General features: G+C 37.3%; 26 protein-coding genes and 2 tRNA genes. 12 read left to right on the forward strand and 16 right to left on the reverse strand.

Translation table 11 applies throughout. The features are described from left to right. Nucleotides 1-83: 83 nt before the first annotated feature. A complete protein-coding gene (locus KO505_RS07265) occupies nucleotides 84-1,598 on the reverse strand; it encodes a hypothetical protein (RefSeq protein ID WP_216054790.1) in 1,515 nt (504 codons plus the stop codon). 411 nt (nucleotides 1,599-2,009) lie between these two features. Between KO505_RS07265 and KO505_RS07270 the strand changes: the two genes are divergently transcribed. Beyond that, entirely contained in the window at nucleotides 2,010-2,609 is a 600-nt protein-coding gene (locus KO505_RS07270) for a Yip1 family protein (RefSeq protein WP_216054791.1), read from the forward strand. A 104-nt stretch (nucleotides 2,610-2,713) separates the two neighbouring features. Here KO505_RS07270 and cysS read toward each other — a convergent pair whose 3' ends face one another. Then, a complete protein-coding gene (cysS, locus tag KO505_RS07275; protein ID WP_216054792.1) occupies nucleotides 2,714-4,093 on the reverse strand; it encodes a cysteine--tRNA ligase in 1,380 nt (459 codons plus the stop codon). A 96-nt stretch (nucleotides 4,094-4,189) separates the two neighbouring features. Then, the gene (gene serB / locus KO505_RS07280) at nucleotides 4,190-5,269 is read right to left on the reverse strand and encodes a phosphoserine phosphatase SerB (RefSeq protein WP_252731692.1); all 1,080 of its coding nucleotides are present in this window, start codon (nucleotides 5,267-5,269) and stop codon (nucleotides 4,190-4,192) included. Nucleotides 5,270-5,406: 137 nt separating this feature from the next. Between serB and KO505_RS07285 the strand changes: the two genes are divergently transcribed. Further along, nucleotides 5,407-6,027, forward strand: coding sequence for an AhpA/YtjB family protein (locus KO505_RS07285; protein ID WP_216054793.1), 621 nt, complete (start codon nucleotides 5,407-5,409; stop codon nucleotides 6,025-6,027). A gap of 7 nt (nucleotides 6,028-6,034) precedes the next feature. Here KO505_RS07285 and KO505_RS07290 read toward each other — a convergent pair whose 3' ends face one another. Continuing rightward, nucleotides 6,035-6,823: a TatD family hydrolase gene (locus KO505_RS07290; RefSeq protein WP_216054794.1), complete on the reverse strand. Its 789-nt coding sequence runs from the start codon at nucleotides 6,821-6,823 to the stop codon at nucleotides 6,035-6,037. A gap of 167 nt (nucleotides 6,824-6,990) precedes the next feature. Next, on the reverse strand, nucleotides 6,991-7,635 hold the full coding sequence (gene pdxH / locus KO505_RS07295; protein WP_216054795.1) for a pyridoxamine 5'-phosphate oxidase: 645 nt from the start codon (nucleotides 7,633-7,635) through the stop codon (nucleotides 6,991-6,993). 113 nt (nucleotides 7,636-7,748) lie between these two features. On the opposite strand from pdxH, the gene KO505_RS07300 reads away from it, so the two are divergent. Beyond that, the gene (locus KO505_RS07300; RefSeq protein WP_216054796.1) at nucleotides 7,749-8,273 is read left to right on the forward strand and encodes a gamma carbonic anhydrase family protein; all 525 of its coding nucleotides are present in this window, start codon (nucleotides 7,749-7,751) and stop codon (nucleotides 8,271-8,273) included. A gap of 31 nt (nucleotides 8,274-8,304) precedes the next feature. Here the strand turns inward: KO505_RS07300 and KO505_RS07305 are convergent, their stop codons facing one another. Beyond that, the gene (locus KO505_RS07305) at nucleotides 8,305-9,147 is read right to left on the reverse strand and encodes a thioesterase family protein (protein WP_216054797.1); all 843 of its coding nucleotides are present in this window, start codon (nucleotides 9,145-9,147) and stop codon (nucleotides 8,305-8,307) included. A 190-nt stretch (nucleotides 9,148-9,337) separates the two neighbouring features. On the opposite strand from KO505_RS07305, the gene KO505_RS07310 reads away from it, so the two are divergent. After that, a complete protein-coding gene (locus KO505_RS07310) occupies nucleotides 9,338-10,420 on the forward strand; it encodes a methyl-accepting chemotaxis protein (protein WP_216054798.1) in 1,083 nt (360 codons plus the stop codon). A gap of 125 nt (nucleotides 10,421-10,545) precedes the next feature. On the opposite strand, the gene KO505_RS07315 is transcribed toward KO505_RS07310, so the two are convergent. The 3 genes from KO505_RS07315 to KO505_RS07325 form a co-directional block, all read right to left on the reverse strand. Next, nucleotides 10,546-11,571, reverse strand: coding sequence for an AI-2E family transporter (locus KO505_RS07315; RefSeq protein ID WP_252731693.1), 1,026 nt, complete (start codon nucleotides 11,569-11,571; stop codon nucleotides 10,546-10,548). Nucleotides 11,572-11,949: 378 nt separating this feature from the next. Continuing rightward, nucleotides 11,950-12,041: transfer RNA gene (locus KO505_RS07320), tRNA-Ser, on the reverse strand. Between the two features lie 48 nt (nucleotides 12,042-12,089). Further along, a tRNA-Ser gene (locus KO505_RS07325) sits at nucleotides 12,090-12,181 on the reverse strand. A 338-nt stretch (nucleotides 12,182-12,519) separates the two neighbouring features. On the opposite strand from KO505_RS07325, the gene KO505_RS07330 reads away from it, so the two are divergent. The 6 genes from KO505_RS07330 (at nucleotide 12,520) to trxC (ending at nucleotide 15,332) form a co-directional block, all read left to right on the forward strand. Further along, nucleotides 12,520-13,185 carry a Bax inhibitor-1/YccA family protein gene (locus tag KO505_RS07330; protein WP_216054799.1) on the forward strand — a complete coding sequence of 222 codons (666 nt, stop codon included), beginning with the start codon at nucleotides 12,520-12,522 and terminating at the stop codon, nucleotides 13,183-13,185. Between the two features lie 135 nt (nucleotides 13,186-13,320). Beyond that, nucleotides 13,321-13,680: a sulfurtransferase complex subunit TusD gene (tusD, locus tag KO505_RS07335; protein WP_216054800.1), complete on the forward strand. Its 360-nt coding sequence runs from the start codon at nucleotides 13,321-13,323 to the stop codon at nucleotides 13,678-13,680. Between the two features lie 8 nt (nucleotides 13,681-13,688). Next, nucleotides 13,689-14,051, forward strand: coding sequence for a sulfurtransferase complex subunit TusC (tusC, locus tag KO505_RS07340; protein ID WP_216054801.1), 363 nt, complete (start codon nucleotides 13,689-13,691; stop codon nucleotides 14,049-14,051). A gap of 9 nt (nucleotides 14,052-14,060) precedes the next feature. Beyond that, nucleotides 14,061-14,330 (forward strand): DsrH/TusB family sulfur metabolism protein, encoded by a 270-nt coding sequence (locus KO505_RS07345; protein ID WP_216054802.1) that lies wholly within the window; start codon nucleotides 14,061-14,063, stop codon nucleotides 14,328-14,330. 207 nt (nucleotides 14,331-14,537) lie between these two features. Next, complete coding sequence (locus tag KO505_RS07350; protein ID WP_216054803.1) at nucleotides 14,538-14,867, forward strand: TusE/DsrC/DsvC family sulfur relay protein; 330 nt, start codon at nucleotides 14,538-14,540, stop codon at nucleotides 14,865-14,867. A 30-nt stretch (nucleotides 14,868-14,897) separates the two neighbouring features. Next, nucleotides 14,898-15,332: a thioredoxin TrxC gene (gene trxC, locus KO505_RS07355; protein ID WP_252731694.1), complete on the forward strand. Its 435-nt coding sequence runs from the start codon at nucleotides 14,898-14,900 to the stop codon at nucleotides 15,330-15,332. A gap of 174 nt (nucleotides 15,333-15,506) precedes the next feature. Here the strand turns inward: trxC and KO505_RS07360 are convergent, their stop codons facing one another. After that, nucleotides 15,507-15,860: a VOC family protein gene (locus KO505_RS07360; protein ID WP_216054804.1), complete on the reverse strand. Its 354-nt coding sequence runs from the start codon at nucleotides 15,858-15,860 to the stop codon at nucleotides 15,507-15,509. A gap of 74 nt (nucleotides 15,861-15,934) precedes the next feature. Here KO505_RS07360 and add point away from each other — a divergent pair, with 74 nt between their 5' ends. Then, nucleotides 15,935-16,933 (forward strand): adenosine deaminase, encoded by a 999-nt coding sequence (gene add, locus KO505_RS07365; protein ID WP_216054805.1) that lies wholly within the window; start codon nucleotides 15,935-15,937, stop codon nucleotides 16,931-16,933. A gap of 132 nt (nucleotides 16,934-17,065) precedes the next feature. On the opposite strand, the gene KO505_RS07370 is transcribed toward add, so the two are convergent. The 5 genes from KO505_RS07370 to prmB all read right to left on the reverse strand — a co-directional run bounded on the left by KO505_RS07370 (nucleotide 17,066) and on the right by prmB (nucleotide 21,481). Continuing rightward, the gene (locus KO505_RS07370) at nucleotides 17,066-17,350 is read right to left on the reverse strand and encodes a YfcL family protein (RefSeq protein WP_216054806.1); all 285 of its coding nucleotides are present in this window, start codon (nucleotides 17,348-17,350) and stop codon (nucleotides 17,066-17,068) included. 46 nt (nucleotides 17,351-17,396) lie between these two features. Beyond that, nucleotides 17,397-18,569, reverse strand: coding sequence for an ATP-NAD kinase family protein (locus KO505_RS07375; RefSeq protein WP_216054807.1), 1,173 nt, complete (start codon nucleotides 18,567-18,569; stop codon nucleotides 17,397-17,399). Further along, nucleotides 18,570-19,238, reverse strand: coding sequence for an elongation factor P hydroxylase (locus tag KO505_RS07380; RefSeq protein ID WP_216054808.1), 669 nt, complete (start codon nucleotides 19,236-19,238; stop codon nucleotides 18,570-18,572). Between the two features lie 145 nt (nucleotides 19,239-19,383). Beyond that, nucleotides 19,384-20,481, reverse strand: a complete 1,098-nt coding sequence (gene aroC / locus KO505_RS07385) for a chorismate synthase (RefSeq protein WP_216054809.1) — start codon at nucleotides 20,479-20,481, stop codon at nucleotides 19,384-19,386. A gap of 67 nt (nucleotides 20,482-20,548) precedes the next feature. Beyond that, a complete protein-coding gene (gene prmB / locus KO505_RS07390) occupies nucleotides 20,549-21,481 on the reverse strand; it encodes a 50S ribosomal protein L3 N(5)-glutamine methyltransferase (protein WP_216054810.1) in 933 nt (310 codons plus the stop codon). A 123-nt stretch (nucleotides 21,482-21,604) separates the two neighbouring features. On the opposite strand from prmB, the gene smrB reads away from it, so the two are divergent. Then, the gene (smrB, locus tag KO505_RS07395) at nucleotides 21,605-22,195 is read left to right on the forward strand and encodes an endonuclease SmrB (protein WP_216054811.1); all 591 of its coding nucleotides are present in this window, start codon (nucleotides 21,605-21,607) and stop codon (nucleotides 22,193-22,195) included. 53 nt (nucleotides 22,196-22,248) lie between these two features. Here smrB and sixA read toward each other — a convergent pair whose 3' ends face one another. Then, complete coding sequence (sixA, locus tag KO505_RS07400) at nucleotides 22,249-22,740, reverse strand: phosphohistidine phosphatase SixA (protein ID WP_216054812.1); 492 nt, start codon at nucleotides 22,738-22,740, stop codon at nucleotides 22,249-22,251. Nucleotides 22,741-23,016: the final 276 nt, after the last annotated feature.

Here is a 23,016-nt window from a genome sequence, read left to right on the forward strand (position 1 = left end):
ATTAAAACCAAAAAAGGCCTCTGCATTTGAGGCCTATTTTAAAGATTATTACGGTATCATTGGATGTTTATAACCACGCATAATTAGTTTGCTTGATTTACAAACGCCATTTTATAGTTAGTTGAAGACGATAAGTCTTTTTCTAAAATTAAAAATTGATCTTTGCTGTTTTCATCTAACACTAATTCTTGTGATGTTAAAATCACATCGCTACTACCTAAACGTCCTATTACGTAGACTTCATAAGTATTATTAAGTAACTGTACCGAACTAGGCGTTGCAAATACCGCCGACGTTGATTGATCTGCGCTACTAATTGTCTCATCACTCTTTACAAAATAAACTTTGATATAAGAAAAATCATCTGAGATTTCATTTTCATCGATTAAATTAATTACATTAATTTGGTGACTATAAATACTTTCACTTTGGCTATTATTAACGACTAATGAATTAATCGAAATTTCAATTTCATCTATGTAACCATCACCGTTTTCATCAACATCGTTATCACCATCTTCATCAACTGCTTCTTCTAACAGGTAAAAGAAAACCGTCGTGTTTGTGTTATCGCTTAATGATAATAAATGGTTATTCACAATCACACTTTGATCTGCAGGTGATAACAAACTCATACTAAAATCGCCAGAATTAGAAAGTATTGAATCGCTAAACTGGCCAAAGGTTAATGACGATACTTCTGCTTCTTCATCTACACCGTTCACGTAAAAATCGAACATCCCTTGATACTCAGGTAACAATTCGTGCTCGACAATACCATTATAAATTCGGTATTGAGCTTCGGCATTAATGTCTGAGTATTCAACTGATGAAGTGGTCGATAACTTATCGATAATAAATGGCGATGTGCCTGCTCCGGTATTTTCTCTAATTACAATAATGTACTCAGCGGCATAAGGAAACGATATATCTTGTGATTGAAATAGAACCTCTGTGCTGCCAGCCAATGTTAAATAAAATATAAGATCATCTTGTGCTAATTTTTGATTTTCAGACATTTGGGTATAGTTAGTTTGAGATATTAACTGCGCTTCATTGAAGCTTTCATCTGATTCTGAGTAATAAATATCCACCCCTTGTGAAGAGTCATGCATATTTAAAATACGAATATTAAAGACTTCATCATCACTGTCTTCTTCCACTTCATCTTCATCGCGAATGGGCAATTCATACACAAGTACATTAGGTGATCTTACGTCGTCAGTCATGACCACAAATTCAACCATATCATCACTGACTGACAATTGGCTTTCATAGATATTTTCTAAGTCGCTGCTGTTGTATTCATCCTGCCAAGCTAATTCAATATCGTAAGTTGTAGATTCAAATTCAAGGCGGCTACTTAAACCTGTAAAGGGAACGCCAGAATATGCGGTTTCAACAAAATCATCATCACTGTATTGATCGACTGTTAAGTAAATATCAGGGGCATTCGATGACAGATTATACATTTGAATATAGCCAGTACCTGAAGATGAATCACTGTCACAACCAAATAGAGTAAGTGATATATGAGCTGCAAAAATGATAGGCAATCCGCGTTTAATTTTATTAAAAATTCCACGATTAAAATTCATTTATATGTTCCTGTTATTAGAAATAGTATTGGATTTCTCAAGGCTTGAGACTTTTATCCATTTGAAATGACTAGAGCAGGAAATTAACAACCCAATGTGCAGACACTGTGCATCTATTGTGTAAAGAGTATGAATAAATAAATGATCAAAAATTTATAACTTCTATTAATGTCAGGGATGTAAACATAATTAAAATGCACAAGCCTTTTTTAGTGGGCACTAACCCGGAAGATTAGAGTTTTTGCTCTCTGTATTAATGATTCTATATTGAGCCAAAACTGACGTAGGTCGATAATTTTAAACTGTTAAATACTTGACGTATCCACTTTTTTTGGTCATAACATAAACATATTGTTGAGAAATTAAACAATATAATCATTAGGTATTTTTTAGAAGTTGAGGGAAGTAATTATGATATTAAACCACCTGTGGGGCCTTTACGCACACCCAGTAGAAGAGTGGCATTCTATTGACGATAGACACGAAAGTTTTAAATATTCTATGTCACACATAATGATCATCGCACTAATTCCAGCCATTAGTGCTTATTTTTCACTTACATCGATAGGTTGGAGCGTTGGCGTTGGAGAACGCTTATTTTTACCAACAAATTCTGCATTAATGTTATCCGTAGGTATGTATTTTGCGCTGATAGCCGGTGTGTTTGTATTAGGATACTTAGCACATTGGATGGCCCACACATTTGGTTCAAAACCAACCTACACCCAAACGCTTGAATTAGCAGCCTATACAGCAACACCATTATTTACTGCGGGCTTAGCTGCTTTATATCCAGAAATTTGGTTTGTTATGTTAGTTGGGTTTGGTGCATTAGCCTATTCTGTTTATCTACTTTATGCAGGGGTTCCAATTTTAATGCATATCCCAGAGGAACGTGGATTTATATACTCGAGCTCAGTTGTAACTTGTGGTCTGATATTACTCGTTTGTATTATGACCTCTTTTGCCATATTTTGGAGTTCAGGTTACGCCCCAGCGTTTAGCCATTAACACAAACTCTAACTTTTATTAGTTAAATAAAAAGGTGCATCATTGATGCACCTTTTTCGTTGTTTATTGATAAAGTTTTGTTTATCGATTAACGCAATAATAGATTAGATCTTACGCCAAGTTGTTTTACCTTCACTGTCTTCAAGAATGATGCCCATAGCTGTTAACGCATCACGCGCTTCATCGGCTGCAGCCCAGTTTTTATCAGCACGAGCTTGATTACGCTTAACAATCAATTGCTCTATCACTGCAACATCATCACCTTGTCCACTTTGGAAAAACTGCTCTGCTGGCGTTTGTAAAATACCTAACACTTCACCGAGTTTTACTAATACACCGGCTATGTCTGACGCTTTTTTCACGTCGACCAGTTTTTCTTTGTTTAAATCTTTAGCTAATTCAAACAGAACCGACAAAGCTTCTGGTGTATTAAAGTCATCGTCCATTGCGGCATTAAATCGCGTCACTTGCTCAAAACCACTTAATTCAACATCTGTATTCACATTTACATCACGTAAAGCAGTATATAAACGTTCTAAACTTGCTTTTGCTTGTTTTAAGTTATCATCTGAGTAATTTAATTGGCTACGGTAGTGACCGTTAATTAAAAAATAACGAACTGACTCAGCATCGTATTGTTTTAATACGTCTCTTACAGTGAAAAAGTTATGCAAAGATTTAGACATCTTTTCATTGTCCACTTGCACCATGCCTGTATGTAACCAGTAGTTAACATATGGCGTGTCGAATGCACAGCAAGATTGGGCAATTTCATTTTCATGATGTGGGAAAATTAAATCTGAACCACCACCATGAATGTCAAAATGTTTACCAAGATGTTTAGAGTTCATTGCTGAACACTCTATGTGCCAACCAGGTCGTCCTTCGCCCCATGGCGAGCTCCAACTCGGCTCACCCGCTTTTGCTAATTTCCATAATACAAAGTCAAGGGGATCACGCTTAGCTTCATCTACGTCAACTCGTGAACCAGAAACAAGCTGAGTTAAATCTTGACGAGCTAACTTGCCATACTCACCATAAGATGACACGGCAAACATCACATCGCCATTGGACGCCACGTATGCATGTTCTTTATTAATTAAACGTTGAATCACGTCAATGATCTCTGGCATATGCGTCGAAACTTTAGGCTCAATATCCGCAGGTAACATTCTTAATGCATCAAAATCTTCATGCATCATGTCAATCGTACGTTTGGTCAATTGCTCAAACGTCTCATTATTTTCTTGAGCTCGTTTAATAATTTTGTCATCAACGTCGGTGATGTTACGAACATAAGTAACGTCATAACCTAAGTATCTGAAATAGCGTTGCATAATGTCGAAAGAAACATACGTACGACCGTGCCCCATATGTAATAAGTCATACACTGTGATGCCACACACATACATGCCAACCTTACCTGCAACTAGTGGTTTAAACTCTTCTTTTTGGCGGCTTAATGTATTGTATATACGTAACATTTATATTCCTGATCTTTAAATAACGTTATTATTAATAAAACAATTGTAAATTTGACCGCGCATTCTAACAAAGTCGCGGCTAAATTCATGCGATTTTTACAGTAAATACAATAACTGATCTAATCCACCGGTTCTGACACTTACATCGGCTTGTGCTCGAACCAATGGCTTAGCATGAAAGGCAACCCCCAGTTGGGCAGCCTCCATCATAACTAAATCATTGGCACCATCCCCCATTGCAATGGTTTGGCTGATGTCGATATTGTATTTATGCGCCAACTCCACAACGGTTTCTGCCTTTACATTGGCATCAACAATGCGCCCAAGTACTTTGCCAGTCAGTTTTTCATTTTTCATTTCTAGCTGATTTGCTACGGTTTCATCTAAATTTAACTGACGTTTTAAAACATCGGTCATATAAGTAAAACCACCCGATGCAATGACTAACTTCCAGCCATAAGATTGTAACTGTGAGACTAAGTTTTCCAATCCAGGCATAAGCGGTAAATTATCCGCCACTTGGTCAATAATAGATACTGGTGCGTCTGTTAATGTGGCTACTCTAGCGTGTAAGCTTTCAGCAAAATCTAATTCACCGCGCATAGCAGCGGCGGTCACTTCTGCAACTTGCTCACCGACCCCAGCTAACTTGGCAATCTCATCTATACATTCAATTTGGATAGCTGTTGAGTCCATATCCATAACTAATAAACCCGGTTTATCAATTGATGGTCCATTTTCGACATAACACAATTCTACATCGTGTTGTTCAGCCCATTGATTTAATTCCGTCTGGATTTGTTTCGTAATGGCATCAGTCAGTGTGAAACTAATGGCTCCATCTAATTCATCCGAGGGTTTAACTAACTTACAAATGTTCAAATTAATCGAATTTGCTTCGCATACTTTAATGAAGTCGAACAATATCTGCCAATTAAGATCATTAAATAAAACAAGTTTGGCACTGGATGAGTGTGCGCTTAAGTCTTGCTCTGCTATCATTTCCAATTTAACTTGCTGACAATCGTTAATATCTTTTAATGTCGGTGCATCATTGTCTGTGTTATCTGCTAACCAAACTAAATTAAACAAGTCGGTGTTTTTTAATTGCTGCTGAACCTGGACGAAAGAAACTTCGGATATCGAAAATATGTGAGATAACTCATCTATAGCCATTTTTGGGGTTCCAACTTTAGTTTTTGTGGATTATTTAATCAAATGTAGAAATGACTTAATAGAATATATTAAAGTGCATTGCTTTTTAATCTAGAAATGCGCAGTATTTAAAACAATCTCATATAAATAAGATCCTAATGAGTAAAAAACTTACTTACATTAAAACATCGTCGTTAAATCGAAAGTTCACACAGTTGGGTTTTGCGGTTGTTTTATTAATTGTCACTATCAGTCTTTGGCTAAATGTCAGTAATCAAGGACGAGCTATGCTTGAAGAAAACTCGATAGTATTAGCTGAGAATATATTACTGCAAACCTCACACAGTGCTAAAACCTATATATCTCAAGACGATATAAAATCACTCGATCACTTAACTGATTCAGCCCTTAAGTCTGACTATATCTTAGAAATGGTTATTTATGACAATAAAGGATTAGTATTAAGTAAAAGCGATAATGCAATCACCACAAAAGCCCGTTTCATTACTCAGCTAAACCAAGAATTTGAACCATTGCTACCGACCCCTTTTGTTAAAGAGATCCGTGACGATGAAAATGAATTATTGGGATTTGTACGTATTACCGTGTTAAAGAAAAACTTACAGCAAAGTGGTAACTTATTTATCAGCCGAATTAGCCAACAAATTGTATTACTGGCTTGTATTGCAGGATTGATTGGGTATTTATTCACTATAGGTTTAAGACCATTTTCATCTCACTCTTACTTTGTCAAAGAAAGTGTAAAAGACGAACACTAAGATAAAATTAAAGACTGAATAAACGTTTTACATTTTCCGTCGTTGTTGTTGCTACATCATCAATTGAACATTCTAATAACTCAGCGAGAGCCTTGGCAACGCCATATATATTCTTTGGTTCGTTTCGCGTCCCTTGCTGGCCACATAACGGCATATCTGGTGAATCTGTTTCTAATACAATATGAGACAAACCAAATTTGATAATGGTTGCACGTGTTTTTGTCGCACGTTCATAAGTTACCCCACCGCCTACTCCAAGTTTAAAGCCTAATTCAATGTACTTTTGTGCTTCTTGTAGATTGCCAGAAAAGGCATGAATAACTCCGCCATTAAGTGGTTTAATTTGTTTGAAACATTGTTGGATCAAATGATGCGTTTTCCGGTGATGTACGATTAACGGTTTATTGTATTTATTGGCCAGTTCAATCTGCGCCTTAAACACTTGTTGTTGTAATGGCATATTATCAACCGTCGCATCCAGTCCACATTCACCCACCGCAATACAAGGTTCATTCTGTAGTAGGTTTTCTAGTACCGTTAAATCATCAAAACAAACATCACTTTGTTCGCTTTCACTGATTACACTATCTTTTAAAAACATTGGATGAATACCATATGCGCAATAAACATTATCAAAGCGTAGAGTTAACTTAGTTACTTTCGACCAATTTGTCTTAGACACTCCAGGCACTATAAATGAGTCAATACCATGTTGATTTGCACGTTTGATGACTGAATCTAAATCGTCTTCAAAGTCAGAGAAATCAAGATGGCAATGGCTATCAATCAATTGCATTTTATTTGGCTCATTATTTATTAATCCCTTTCATGATGGATTAAAGGCTTGAAGGTTAAAAGGCTTTAGGGCTGTAAGGCTTTATATCTCGTATCTCGAAGCTCATATCTCGTATCTCGAAACTCATATCTCGTATCTCGAAACTCGAAGCTGCTCTTAACACTATTTCATGGCGCTAACCTTTGTATATCCCAACTTGAGGTATCCGACTCCTTTCGGGTGTACATGATTCTGTCATGTAACCTATATTCCCCCCCCTGCCAAAATTCGACTTTAGAAGGCTTAACTCTATATCCCCCCCAAAAATCAGGGGTTGGCATGTCACCTTGGCTAAATTTATGTTTCATGCGCTCAAAGGTTTCCATTAACATTTTTCGAGAATTGATTGGATGTGACTGCTTGGAAGCCCAAGCTGCTAACTGGCTCTCTTTAGGGCGTGATAAAAAGTAGGTCATATTTTCTTTTGTTGTTAATGGCTCAACTTCACCATAAACAATCACTTGTCTTTCCAATGCATGCCAAGGAAAGTGGAGTGATATCTTGTTATTTTGTTTTAACTCTTGTGCTTTTCGACTGGCTAAATTGGTGAAAAATACAAACCCATTTTCATCACTATTTTTTAACAACACGATACGCTGTGATGGCTGACCATTTTCATCAACCGTTGCCACGACCATTGCCGTTGGGTCTTGTAGGTTTGCATCTATGGCTTGTTTTAGCCAAACATCAAACTGTGTCATAGGATCATTTGTCACATCTTGTTCGGTTAATTCCCCCTGACAATATTCACGTCTTAAGTCAGATAACTTCATTTACTACCCCCAAAAATCCTAAAAACAACAAATTTATACGACACATTAATGGGTTTAGTATAAGTTAAGTTAATAACGCAAAACAGATATGTATGCTTACTGAGGATAAATAAATGTTATATCAACTAAATGACAAAAAACCACAATCTAAAAGTGAAGATTATTTTATTGCCCATAGCGCTGATGTGATTGGTGAAGTAAATATAGGTGAACAAGTTAGCATTTGGTTTCAGTGTGTTTTACGAGCCGATAATGCATCCATAAACATAGGCGATAACACCAATATTCAAGATGGCTCTGTCTTGCATGTAGATGAGGGGTTTCCAATCGAACTAGGCAACAACGTCACTGTTGGCCATAAAGTGATGCTGCATGGTTGTCGTGTTGGAGATAACAGTTTGATAGGTATGGGCGCGACCATTTTAAATGGCGCCGTAATTGGCAAAAACTGCATTATTGGCGCAGGTAGTTTAATCACAGAAAATAAAACCATCCCAGATAATTCATTGGTGATGGGTGTTCCAGGTAAAGTTGTAAAGCAGATAAGTGCCGAGCAAGCCGAGTTATTAACTAAGTCTGCCCAGCATTATGTAGAGAAAGGTCAACTGTATAATGATCAGTTACGCCCATTCGTTTAAAACTAATCAGAGTTTTATCACGTACCGTATTTTATGCAAATACGGTAACGACTTGTCGAGAAAGTGCGAGTAAGTTGCCATCTTGATCCCAAAATTTAGCTTCTTCATGACCATATCCGTCTTGGATATGTTTGGCTATCGTTTCACTTGCAAACCAAGCAGTTGGGTCCAAAGGGTGTTTTGGATTTATAAACTCAATATCCCAAGACATAGTACTAGCTGGTGCTGGTAATCTTAACATTTGAAACATGGTTGGCGGCCATGCATCCATTAAGGCAATAAAATATGCCATTCTCATCGTTTTGGGTGCGCTAGCAAAACGACTCCAACCGTGTAAAGCGGCTTCTTCACTTTTGCCCAAACCAAAACTGCCTTTGTGTAATGACAAATTAAAATGCTGAATAAAAGCAGGCACTAACTTAGGTATATTAGGTATGAAATTACCTTTTTTTGGCACTTGCATTACATGTTTATCTGGAGCTTGACTAAATAGTTTCGACTCACGACTCATACCAAAACATATTTGAGCCATCACACCAACTTGCCCATTTTGACAGACTTTGGCCAGTAATTGCGTAACATTTTTACCAGTACGTAATACTTCAGCAGAAACAACTACAGGTTCATCCCAATTTAATGGACCAACAAAATTACAATGCAATGAACGTAATGAACGATCATCAAGAATTAAGTTCTCCGCCGCTTGATAAGCCAATGCGGTAGAAATACCGCCATATAAGGTTCTGCCCTGTCCCCAGGTTTTAGGCACATTAATTATGTATTCAGATTTAGTTTCGTTAAAAGCTTCAAATAAGGTATCAATACTCATGTGTAAATACTCAATATGTAAATTGGGGTTCGGAAGATTCAACACCTTCTCACTTCTCTGGTATGACCACAAGTTTACCTAAGTTTATAAATTTTCATAGCAATAACCTGATTTATAAAATTAACTTAATGTAAATCAAACATTAGCGTAGTTTACTTATATTTTAATTGAACTTTCGTTCACATTAGCCGATAAAGCATAAAGACAAAAATAATAGAATCGAGAAAAAATAACGATGTTTGTAACAAAAAAAAGCTTTAATAACGTAGTCGCTGAAAACTCTTCTCTAAAAACACAAATACAAACGTTACAACAACAAATTCGTAATTCTGATGAATTGATCGCCGAGCTTCAACACGCTCAATATGATCAGCAAGCGGATAACCTTGAGTTTGATAAACAAGTTTTAGGTTGTACCGTTGACTCTATTGAACAGCTCCAAGGCATTCGCGAGACAGTATTTAGTTCATTCCAGCAAATTAAAAAAGAAAGTGATGGTATTAGCCATATAAACGATCTATTTGACTCGTCCTCTAAAACACTTAAAAACATAGTGCACGGCATGAGTGGACTTGGTGCTCAAATGGGCTCAATGACATCCAATATTTCGGGCTTATCTGAAATGGCCGATAAAATTAATATATTTGTTTCAACCATTTCAAAAATTTCAGATCAAACTAACTTATTAGCCTTAAATGCAGCAATTGAAGCAGCGAGAGCTGGTGAGGCGGGTCGTGGTTTTAGTGTTGTCGCTGATGAAGTAAGAGCGCTGGCAAACAATACCAACGAATCAGCCAATGAAGTATCAGAATTAGTAAACGAGATTATTCGCTCAACCAGTGAAACCGTTAAGTCGGTGGATACTATACATTCTACTAATGAAGAACTCACCTCTGGCGTGACTACATTAGATAGCGATTATCGTAATTTGATCGAATGTTGTAATTCGATGAGAGCTACTATTACAGACGCTAGTTTACAAAGTTTTATTCAAACTGTGAAATTAGATCATGTGGTTTGGAAAGGTGATATATATGCTGTTGCTGCGGGTTTTAGTTCTAAATCGACGACGGAGTTTGCGGATCATAATAGCTGCCGACTAGGTAAATGGTATAACGCTGAAGGCAAATCAATATTTTCAAATAATAGTACCTTTAACCAACTTAGTGAACCTCATAAACAAGTTCACACTTGTGGGGTTGGAGCGCTAAATTCATTAGTAGCTGGTGACAGGGAAAAAGCGATTTCACAATTAAAATCGATGGAAATAGCAAGTAAAAAAGTGATGAATTTATTAGACGTTTTAGCTGAAGGATAATTGAATAAAAATATGATTTATTAACGATTTTTATTGTTTTATTTATAAATTCTTTTTGAATAAATTCTTTTTGTATAAAAAGGTGTGAAGCATTGACTCGATTTAATGCTTCACACCTAACTATTTTATTTAGAATCACCTAACAACACGCCCAACCACTTACTATCTTCATTCGCTTCAAGCGCAATCTTAACTATCATCGTTAACGGCACAGACAACAACATACCCACAGTACCTAATAACCAACCCCAGAAGATTAACGACAAAAAAACAACCAGAGTAGACAAACCTAAACCGCGTCCCATGTATTTAGGCTCTATAACGTTACCCATCACCATATTGATAGATATATACCCTATTGCAACTAAACCGGCGATTGCAGGGCCTTGGATAACTAAGGTAAGCAATACAGCAGGCACTGCAGCAATGATAGAACCGATATTTGGGATAAAGTTAAACAGAAAAGATAACACGGCCCATAACAATACATACTCAACGTCTAGTATCCACAGGAGGATCGCAACACAAATGCCGGTACCTAAACTAACTAAGGTTTTAATGGCTAAGTATTTGTTCACTGAGTCCAAGAAACGGTCAATATGATGCATCTTCATAGTAGGATCATCTAACGCTATATGTACTTTTTTGCTTGCATCAGGTGCTTCAAACAACATAAAGATAACAGTTAATAAAATTAAGAAGAGGTTGGCCATTACACCACCAAATCCACTTAATAAATTACCAACCATAGACATGGCAACACCAGGATTAAAATATTGAGTAAATTGTTCTTTATTTATTTCGATATCAAACAGCGCTAACTTGCTTACTAGCCAAACTAACTGCCCTGAAAGCTTTTCTTGATACATTGGCATTGAGCGAGAAAAATCGTTAAATGATTGCCCTACTACGCCGGCTAAAGATAAACCGACGATAACTAATAGACTTAAAATAAATAACACCGCAACAGCACGAGGTATCTTGTAGTTAACTAGCTTGTTAACTAAAGGGTTGGTAATTATTGCGATGACTAAAGCCAACAGAAATGGCACTAATATCGGTGTTGCGGCTTTAATACCTGCTAACATCACCACCAAACACGCCATCACAAATAAAAACTTGGTCGCAAAGTTCATTTCTAACTTAGCCATTTAACTCTCTATATTCTGGTTGTAAATAAACAAGCTCACACTAAAAGATGCTCAGGCAATACTCAAGGAAAAGTTGTAAGGGACAGTGGCGAGTTAAAAGCAATTTCGAGTTAACGAGCTTCGAGTATCGAGCTACGAGCCTAAACGAAAAAACCCGATACTCGTGAAAGTATCGGGTTATTCGTATGTGGCGGAAAGCGAGGTGTGATTATGAAATACATCCTTGTATTTCACCGCTTCGCGGCCGCGCTAAAGCGCGTTCTAATTTGTTCCAGACAAATTTAGTCAAACCCCAACGGGGCTTCTCACCCTCGCAAAAACATCAGGTGTAAGAACGAAAAAACCCGATACTCGTGAAAGTATCGGGTTATTCGTATGTGGCGGAAAGCGAGGGATTCGAACCCCCGGAAGGTTTAACCCTTCGTCTGATTTCAAGTCAGGTGCATTCGACCGAGCTCTGCCAGCTTTCCTATGGTCGTTCTAAATATCGAATTAGACTACATCAATATTTATTAAAGTGGCGGAGAGCGAGGGATTCGAACCCCCGGAAGGTTTAACCCTTCGTCTGATTTCAAGTCAGGTGCATTCGACCGAACTCTGCCAGCTCTCCACTGTGGGGCGCATATTAATGACCTAATGGGCTCCTGTAAAGTCTAAATTTAATATTTTATTGATTTTATTGTTTATATGGTCACTTTTAAAACAAAACGCCTTTTTCATAATCAACATTTATAAAATATACACATAAATTTAATAAAACACGGAACAATTAATATAAAGCGCAGTCAAACCGCTTGGTGAATATATCGGCATTATCTTGTTTTTATTTGTAAAAAGCATTTAATAGGTGCTTGAAACAAGTTTAATTGCCTACATGTATTGACCAAGGCTGAAGTTTAATGAAAACTAGCCCTAGTTTAAAAATGTTAAATTAACAGGAGTTCTTAAATGAACAACAGAACAGTATATCAAAGTGAATCTACTTCAGTACTGCAAACAAACAAAGTACTTAGAAGTACTTATTCTCTATTAGCAATGACATTAGCATTTGCAGCAGTAGTTGCGGGTGCAGCAATGGCATTCAACTTACCTCATCCTGGGTTGATTATTACCTTAGTGGGTTTTTACGGTTTACTTTTTTTAGTTCATAAAACAGCAAACAGCTCTACAGGACTGCTTTCAGTTTTCGCTTTCACAGGTTTTCTTGGCTATACACTAGGACCTATATTAAATATGGTCATAGGTAATGGCGGTGGTGAAATCGTTATGACTGCTCTGGGCGGCACGGCACTAACTTTCTTTGGTGTTTCTGCTTACGCATTAACGACTAAACGCGATTTATCATTCTTAAACGGAATGATGATGGCTGGCTTTTGGGTATTAATCGTTGCTGTTGTTGCGAACATATTTTTACAAATCCCAGCACTGTCGTTAGCGATTAGCTCTTTGTTTATCTTATTCTCATCTGGCGCAATTTTGTTACAAACAAAAGCAATCGTTGATGGTGGCGAAAGAAACTATATTTTAGCAACGGTAACTTTATTCGTTTCTATCTATAATATCTTCTTAAGCTTAATCCATTTACTTACCGCTTTTGGTGGTAATGACGATTAATCGTTAATTAATATTTTAATTAAGGCTTAGTTTACTAAGCCTTTTTTATTGCCTAAAGATATTCCAACTTAGTTTGCTCTACAGTCAAAATCACATACAATACCCCACTCCTTAATTGATGAAACTGATATCTATATGGCTAGTTATTTATTGATGTTACATGGCACACCTTGGTCAAACCAAAGTGTATTAAGTGCCTGTCAGTTTGCCCAAGCAGCAATTGATTCTGGCCATAACGTTCCTGCTATTTTTCTTTATCAAGATTCGGTATTAAACGCAGTTAATACGCTAGATATCCCTTCAGATGAATTAAATGGTCAATCGCATTTATTACAACTCAGTAATAAACATAATATTAAGTTAATGTTGTGCGTAACTGCGGCTGAAAAACGTGGATTATCTGTAGGAAATATTAGTCCTGAATTTACTATTTCTGGTCTTGCTGAATTTGCTGAGTTAACGACTCAAGCCGATAAAGTCATACAATTTAAGTGAGGCCTATTTTGACAGTAAAGAATATTCTTATCATACATACCCAATCAGGACTTAATAACTTGCAAGGTAAAGAAGCCCTTGATTTGAGTTTGATTTTTGGTGCTTATGAACAAAACGTTTCTGTGTTGTTTTACCAACAAGGCGTTACTCAAACATTAGCTCAACAAACGCCAGAATTAATAAATCAAAAAGACTATCTGTCCACCATCAAAGCACTCGGTATTTACGATATTGATCATGTTTTTGCGTGTCAGAATAGCCTACAACAATTTGGGTTAGCTAATCATGAGTTAATCCAAGGTGTCGAGCAAATATCACTGCTAGATATCAAACAGTTAAAATCCAATGCCGATCATATTTATGTGGTTTAACGGGGTATCATGAATCAAACAACATTACATTTAATCTTCTCCCCCGATGCATGGACTAAAGCGAAACCGTTAGTAGAGGTTAATGATCAAGTCTTGTTATTACAGGATGCTGTGTATCTAGTCGCTAAAAATGATTTAGGCCTTAATTGTAAACAGATTTTTGTAAGACAATTAGATATGAGTGCTAGAAATATACATCCAACCGCTGACTTCACAGTAATAGATGATACTAAGTGGGTTGAATTAACAACGGCAGCGCACAACCTCATCTCTTGGTAAATAAGTTCTTGGTAATACAGTTCTTGGTAATACAGTTCTTGGTAATACAGTTCTTGGTAATACAGTTCTTGGTAATACAGTTCTTGGTAATGCAGTTATTAGTAAGTAAGCTCTTGCTAATAAAGCTATTTCCGAAAGCTATTGGAATGAAGCGCTTAGGAATCAGATTTAAAGAGTTATCACATAAATATATTTTAGAGTTTTATAATGATTGAATTTAACGGCCAACAATTTGAGACCGACAAACATGAATATCTATTGCATCTTTCTGACTGGAGTCAAGAGCTCGCTTTACATATTGCAGAGTTAGAAAATGTAACCATGACAGAAAATCATTGGGAAGTGGTCAACTTTGTGCGTGATTTTTATAAAGAATACAAAACCAGCCCAGCTATTCGAATGTTAGTCAAAGCGATGGCAAAACAGTTAGGAGCAGACAAAGGTAATAGTATTTACCTTTATAAACTATTCCCGAAAGGTCCTGCTAAACAAGCTACTCGCATCGCTGGTCTTCCAAAACCAGCTAAATGTATTTAATTCACTGATAACGACTTTAGAGAAACTATTATGTCTGAACTTATCCATGTTACTTGTAGTCACTGTATGGCTAAAAACCGCCTTCCACTTGAAAAAACAAGTCAAGACCCTAGTTGTGGGAAATGCAAAGAGTCTATTTTAATTGCCTCCCCATTAGCGTTAAATGATCAAAACTTTCAGCGCTTTATCCAAAACAATGACTTGCCTGTCATCGTCGATTTTTGGGCAAGTTGGTGCGGCCCATGTCAAATGATGGCGCCAGTTTATGAACAAGTATCTGGTGAAATGAATAGCCAAGCCCGTTTTGCCAAAGTAGACACAGAACAAGCTCAACAAGTAGCAGCGGCTTATAATATTAGAAGCATTCCAACTATTATTATTTACAAAGAAGGTAAAGAGGTTGCCCGTCAAGCAGGCGCTATGGATAAAACCTCATTAACTAATTGGGTGAGAGAGCAGTTATAAAAAAGCGAGGCTCGAGTTTCGAGTTTCGAGTTTCGAAGTGTGACAAATTTCAGGTCTAAAACCCCAAAAGCTGGAAGCTGGAATGAACTATAATTGAAAGCTTTCTAGGTACGAATTATCAGGTAAATGTTACAAAATAGAAAGCTCAAATAAGTTGTTAGATAAGTAATCCAGTTACTTATCTGACCAAACTGCAAACTCATTACCAGTAACATCGGTGAAATGAAAACGTTTCCCACCAGGAAATTCAAATATCTCTTGCACTATATCACCACCATTATCAACGATCTTACTTGCAATTGCGGCTAAATCCTCGGAGTAAAAAACAACAAGGACTGAACCAGAGTCAGTACTCGCAATTTTATTTGATAAATAAAACCCACCATCCATTCCAGTTTCTTTCGAAAATGAGCAATACTCAGGCCCATAATCAACAAACTGCCAATTAAACACGGCACTGAAAAACTGCTTAGTTTTTGTTAAATCCTTTGATGGCAATTCCAAATAATTAATTTTTTCGTCACTCATAGTGTTTCCCCTCTCTTGTTCTGCATTAACAGTGTTATAATTTGCATAATACCACCGGATAGAATTTGAATTAGATGATAGACCATAGCTTACCACTTGTAGACTTACACCGTCACTTAGACGGTAACATCCATCCTGCGACGGTTTGGGATTTAGCCCAACAACATAACATTAAACTACCAGGCGCAAATGTTGATGAGTTTACTCCACACGCTCAAATACAAGATCAAACCTCAGATCTACTGGCTTTCTTAAAAAAGCTAGATTATGGCGTATCTGTGTTAGCTAACCTGGATGCGGTTTATCGTGTTGCTTATGAAAATGTAAAAGATGCAAAAGAGCAAGGTTTGGACTACACCGAACTACGTTTTTCACCATATTACATGGCTGAGACATTCAAATTAAATATAGCGGAAGTGGTTAATGTTGTGGCTGATGCCGTGTCTACTGCGAGCAAAGAGTTTAATATAAAAACGAACTTGATCGGTATATTAAGTAGAACCTATGGCACTGAGATTTGCCAACAAGAGTTAAGCGCAATCTTGACTCACAAAGACAAAATCACAGCACTAGACTTAGCGGGAGATGAACTTAATTACCCTGCTGAAATGTTTGTTAATCATTTTAAACAGGCACGTGATGCCGGTTTACAAATTACGGTTCATGCCGGCGAAGCGGCTGGCCCTGAAAGTGTTTGGAATGCTATTAAGTTACTCGGCGCAACACGAATAGGCCATGGTGTTGCTGCGACTCAAGACATGAAACTCATGGATTATTTACGTGATAACAAAATTGCCATTGAGTCCTGCCCTACTTCCAATTATCAAACAGCAACAATAAAAGACTTAACCAAACATCCACTGAAAACGTTTTTAAACCATGGTGTGATTGTTTGTTTAAATACTGATGATCCTGCGGTATCAAACATTACCATTAAACATGAATACAAAGTGGCGACCGATGTATTAGGGTTAACCGCAAACGAGTTAAGGCAAATACAACTTAATGGTGTTGAAGCCGCCTTTTTATCTGAGCAAGAGAAGCGCGCATTAATGGAAATTAAGAAAGGCTAGAGTTGCGAGTTGCGAGTTGCGAGTTGCGAGTTGCGAGAAACAGTATACAAATATTTCTGCTTCCGCCACCCGCACTTTCTATTGGATATAGCTAGTAAGTATCTCTAGTCTTAAATAGTTTGAATATAAAATTTATTTAGATATATGAACTAGCAGGGAGTTTAAAACTGTATTTACCGCTTTGATATCTTCTTGCTCTAACTCGCCATTTTTTATGGCTTTGTTAACGCTAGCGGTGATTTCAGTAACGACTTGCTCTAACTCAATGCTGGTATTTTCTAACATAGCAGTACCAATCACTAAATCAACATGCCCTCTTAAATAACCACTTGCGAACAACTCATCGTCCGTTCCACTGACAACGAACCCATCAAAGTATTCTTGGGCGGTATCACTAAGTTGTTCTAAATTTAACATCTTTTAACCTTTTCAATTTATGTTGTTTTACACGTTTTGTTTAACTTTATAATTCTTCGTATCCAACAGGATATAATACTTGATCGTGATAACCCGTGATCACTTTTATGTGACCCGATAAGGATTTATCTAAAGATACATCACCGGTGTCCACAATTAATGGTCTGCCGTTAAGTGCTTTTAATTTTGTTTTAGTTGCTATTACTAAAATATTGTCTTTGCCTATTCTCTTAATAACTTCTGGGCTTAATTGTTGATTACCACGGCCGAAAATATGCCCTTGCCCACCAATTAAGGTAATAAGTAACTTGGTATTGTCATCGATAAAGCTTAACAATTCACTGGCAGTTACATCTTGTTTTAGCAAGTTGTGGTCTTGAATAACATCCACACCTAATAGGGTATTTGGTAAGCTTAACTCTTCCATCAAATAAGCAACCGTACTGCCAGAACCCATGATATAAGTTTGCTCTGGTTCCATCAGTTCAATCACGTGGGCTGCGATATCGTTTAATACCAACTCATCACTTTCTTTGCCACCCATTTTCACATTTTGAATAAAACGTAATTCACTTGGTACCGACAACTCACCATATCGGCGCGCTTTAACTATGCCTTGACGAAACTTCTCTTCATCAATATCCATAACATCCGCATCTGACACTGTGACTAACTCGCCTGTTACTAATAGCTGTAATACGCGTCCAGCTGCTTTTGGTGTAATGGCATAAACTCCTGAATGAATTTTACAGCCAGCTGGCACCCCTAATACCGTTACGTTATCTTCCACCGCGGCACATATATTACGTGCGGTACCGTCGCCACCAACAAACAGAATCAGATCTACTTTTAAATCCGCTAAAACCTTAGCTGCGTTTTCCGTATCTTGATGAGTTGTCACTGCAGAGGTTGGTGTATAAACCACATTATGGGCGAATTGAAGTTGCTCACAAAGGCTTTGCCCCATTTCACCAGCAACTGTGAATATATCGACGTGTTCTATATATTCAGACAACATAGATAAGGCAATAGACGCCCTATCATTAGCTTTTTGTTCTGCCCCTAAGGACTTAGCTAATTCTGCTGTATTGTCACCATCAGAGCCTTTTAAACCGACACTTCCCCCTACGCCTGCAATAGGGTTAATAATCAAGCCAAGCCTAAAGTTAACTCGGCTTTGTTGGTTAATATTGGTATTTACGCTTTTATTATCTGGCATTTATTTAATATCCAGTTTGAAAGAAGGTATAAATTGATTGATGTTAGTTGGTATCGATTGCTGATATCGCTCTGCTAACGTTTCCATTAACTGTTGTGCTCTTGGTGGGAAACCATTGACGAGATATACATTGATTTGTTTTAGTATGTCTTGCTCAAAAGCTTGGCTATCTGGCTGATTGCCAAATTCATCACCAGATAAATTATCGCAACTGACATTAAACTTAAAACCTGCGGCAATAGATAAAGCCCACTCAATAGATTGAGGTTTTATTTCAGCTTGTTGAAATGTCTTTTGCTGCTCAGCAGTTCTGCCATCGGGGCAATACCAATAACCAAAATCTACGAGCTTACGCCTTTGTTCTCCAGCCAAACACCAATGAGCTATTTCATGTAATGCACTGGCGTAATATCCGTGGGCGAATACCACTTGAGCATAACTTTGTGCAGGTATATTAATATCGGTTTCACCGGCAGGTAAATAAATCGGTTCGTCGTTGCCTTTAACTAATCGAGTATTAAAACGGTCAAAAAAACAGTCGTTAAACAGATCAATAATATCTTGGATGTTATGCGCTGATGTTTGAGTAAGCGCGTGATCGACTTGGGACAAGTTTTGATAAGCTAATGACACTGGGCAACTATCGTATTTATTAAAACGTGAGAACATTATACCAATGCAGAGCTGAGTGAATACTGAAATATTTTGTTTATTAACATAAACCAAACTAATTTAGGTTTGAATCAATCTTAAGATTATTAACCAGTCACTCGTTTATTAATGAACGAGTGACTGGTTAAGTCTATGTGTTCTCTTATTTGCTAGCAGGTATGATCGGCGTATCAACAACCACATCCGCATTTTGGGCACGGTTACGTAAGAAGTGGTCCATTAATGTTATAGCCAACATAGCTTCAGCAATAGGGACAGCTCTGATACCAACACAAGGATCGTGACGACCTTTTGTGACTAACGTTTGGCTTTGACCATTAACATCAATGGTCTCGCCTTCAACACTGATGCTAGAGGTTGGTTTTAATGCAATATGAGCCACAATATCTTGTCCACTCGAAATACCACCTAAAATGCCACCAGCGTGATTAGATTTAAACCCTTCAGGTGTTAGTTCATCTCTATGTTCTGAGCCTTTTTGCGCCACAACATCAAACCCGTCACCAATTTCAACGCCTTTTACTGCATTAATCGCCATTAACGCTTTGGCAATATCAGCATCCAACCTATCAAATACAGGCTCACCTAATCCAACAGGAACATTTTTAGCGATCACTGTAATTTTAGCGCCAACTGAGTCACCTTGTTTTTTAAGGTCACGCATGTATTGGTCCCATTTTTCTACCGCATTTGCATCAGGACAGAAAAATGCATTCGTTTCTATCAGTGAGGTATCAACCGTTTCAATAGCAATAGGGCCTAACTGACTCATATAGCCAAACACTTCTAAGCCCAGTTTATGCTTTAACCAAGCTTTAGCGACGGCACCTGCTGCAACACGCATAGCCGTTTCACGCGCTGATGAACGACCACCACCACGATAATCTCGGTTACCGTACTTATGATGATAAGTATAATCAGCGTGACCCGGACGGAATTTGTCTTTGATATCCGAATAATCTTTTGACCGTTGGTCGGTATTTTCAATCAATAAACCAATTGACGTTCCCGTCGTTTTACCTTCAAACACACCACTTAAAATTTTAACTTCATCCGCTTCTCGACGTTGAGTTGTAAAACGTGATGTGCCAGGCTTTCTGCGATCTAAATCGACTTGAATAATTGCTTCGTCAATTTCTAATCCAGGAGGACAACCATCAATAATGCAGCCTAGGCCTAACCCATGACTTTCACCAAATGTGGTAACTTTAAATACTTCTCCAATGGTATTGCCAGCCATTTTTTACCCTTTTAATTCTGTTTTCTAATTCAATATAGGTTGCTACTCAGAGCGCTTTTTTGAGCGCTTATTTTGTAAATAATGATTTGTATTCGACTAATTGCGCTTTGGTCAATGAAAATACACCTAAGCCACCATGTTCAAACTCAATCCAATTAAACGGCACTTGCGGATATTCAGCTTGTAAGTGGATCATCGAATTACCCACCTCCACAATTAATACACCATCATCCGTTAAATGATCCGCCGCTTGCGCTAAAATAACTCGTGTAATGTCTAAACCATCATTACCACTTGCTAATCCAATAGCCGGTTCGTGATGGAATTCTTCTGGCATATCGTCAATATCTTCGGCATCAACATATGGCGGGTTCGACACAATTAAGTCATATTGCAAACCACTCACACCAGAAAATACATCTGACATGATAGGCACGACTTGATCAGCAACATCCAATCTGTGAATATTTTCATCTGCTATTGATAATGCCTCTGGGCTAATATCTAAGGCATCCACTTCTGCGTCGGGAAACGCATAAGCACAAGCGATTGCGATACAAGCTGAACCAGTACATAAGTCCATAATTCGAGTTGGTTCTTGTTTGATTAACCCTTCAAATTTATTTCTTATCAACTCACCTATTGGTGAACGTGGCACTAATACACTTTCATTTACGTAAAATGGTAAATCAACAAAATAAGCAACATTGGTTAAATACGCTGCTGGTTTTTTCGTTGTGATACGTAGAGCGATTAACTCGACGATTGTTTCTCTTTCTGACAATGTCAGGTTCGATGACAATACGTCTGCATTTAATTGTGGCGGCATATTTAACGCAAAACTAATTAATGATAAACATTCATCCCAAGGATTATCAGTACCATGACCATAATATATATCTGATCCGTTGAAGCGACTTACGCCCCAACGTAAAAAGTCATTTACTGTTTTTAATTCATCAATCGCTTGTTGAGACAAGATGTCTAAATCTAATTCCATTGAGTTACCTAACTGGGTTTATAAAGAAACAAATGCATTTTTTATTGGCTGATGTCCTACCTTAACTTACAATAACGAACCTATGATTTTCATATCGCTAATAAACGTTGTTAAGGTGTTTACATGTCAAAATTTGAAGATGAACATCTACATCCATTTGATGAAGATTGTTTTGCAAATGTCATGCAAGGAATTAAGCCGCTTAAGCAAGACAAAATACACTTTGGAAAGGACAACAGCAAGCAAAACAAAGCCCTGCAAGTAAACAAATATGCAGATGATAGAACCAGCGATAATAAGCCAAACCTGAAAAATCCTCCTGCATTTCACTTTTCTGACGAATATGAGCCGTTAATCAGCAACAATCAAACTCTAAGTTATGTAGAAGATGGCTTTCCAGCTTATTACACTAAACTGTTAAGGCGTGGGGATGTTAGACCTGAAGTGATTTTGGATTTACATGGTTATAACAAAGAACAAACCAAATTTGATTTAGCTGCCATGATCAACGATTGCAAAGCAAAACATATTCCCTGTGCTTGTGTTGTTCATGGTGTAGGCGGTGGTGTGTTAAAAACCAAGTTACCGCATTATTTAATTCAACACCCAGATGTAATTGCTTTACATCAAGCGCCACTAGAATGGGGAGGCCAAGGCGCAATCGTTTTTATTATTGACCTTGGAGAAGAGTTGGAACATTTGTTAAATAGATAAGCGCTTTCTTTTTTAGAAAGCAGTTTATAAAGTAATAGTTTAAATTTAAGGTGCTATAACATCTGTTCTGGCGCTAATAGCGTTTCTAATAATCCATTCCACTTATCTAAATCCAATTTGATTTTTGCCACGCCAGCGGTTGCCATGATTGGTGTATACCCGGTTAATTCACCGATAAAATAACTGACCAGCGGCATGTGAGATACACAGATAATATTGGTATCTTTTTTAGCATCTTTATAATTATCGTCGATGTTAGCCAAAACGTAATCAGTCACACGTTTAGCATCACCTTCTGGCGTTAGCGCATCTATTACTTCTTCGTTTTGAGCTTCAATGCCTCGCGCTAAGATAATATCTTTCGTTTGTTGTGCTCTTATATATGGACTTGCATAAACATAATCGAAACTAGCCACTTGCGTTTTTAACCACAATGCCGTGCGTTTTGCTTCCCATTTACCATGCTCAGTTAACTGACGTAACTCATCAGCCTTGGTCATAGGTTCAGCTTCACCATGTCTTACAATATAAAGATAAACAGCCATAAAATTTTCCAACAAATATGGATTAACACCATCTTGTAAAATAAGATACATCAATTAGGCAGCAATATAGTCAATTCAAGTTTAATGTGCCACAGTTATATTAGAATATAGCGTATATTTTTAACGCTTAATTCTTAATTTAACTAATGTCTATTTATCTTTTAATTTCAGCAACCTTGATTAGAATGAAAGATAAACGGATCCTAGTAATTTTGCTAAAATACGCTACGATATTTTTAAGCAATGATGCAATCAATTAACTCCCTAAGGCCAAGC

The organism is Psychrosphaera sp. F3M07, from assembly GCF_018860345.1.
Classification (GTDB): domain Bacteria; phylum Pseudomonadota; class Gammaproteobacteria; order Enterobacterales; family Alteromonadaceae; genus Psychrosphaera; species Psychrosphaera aquimarina.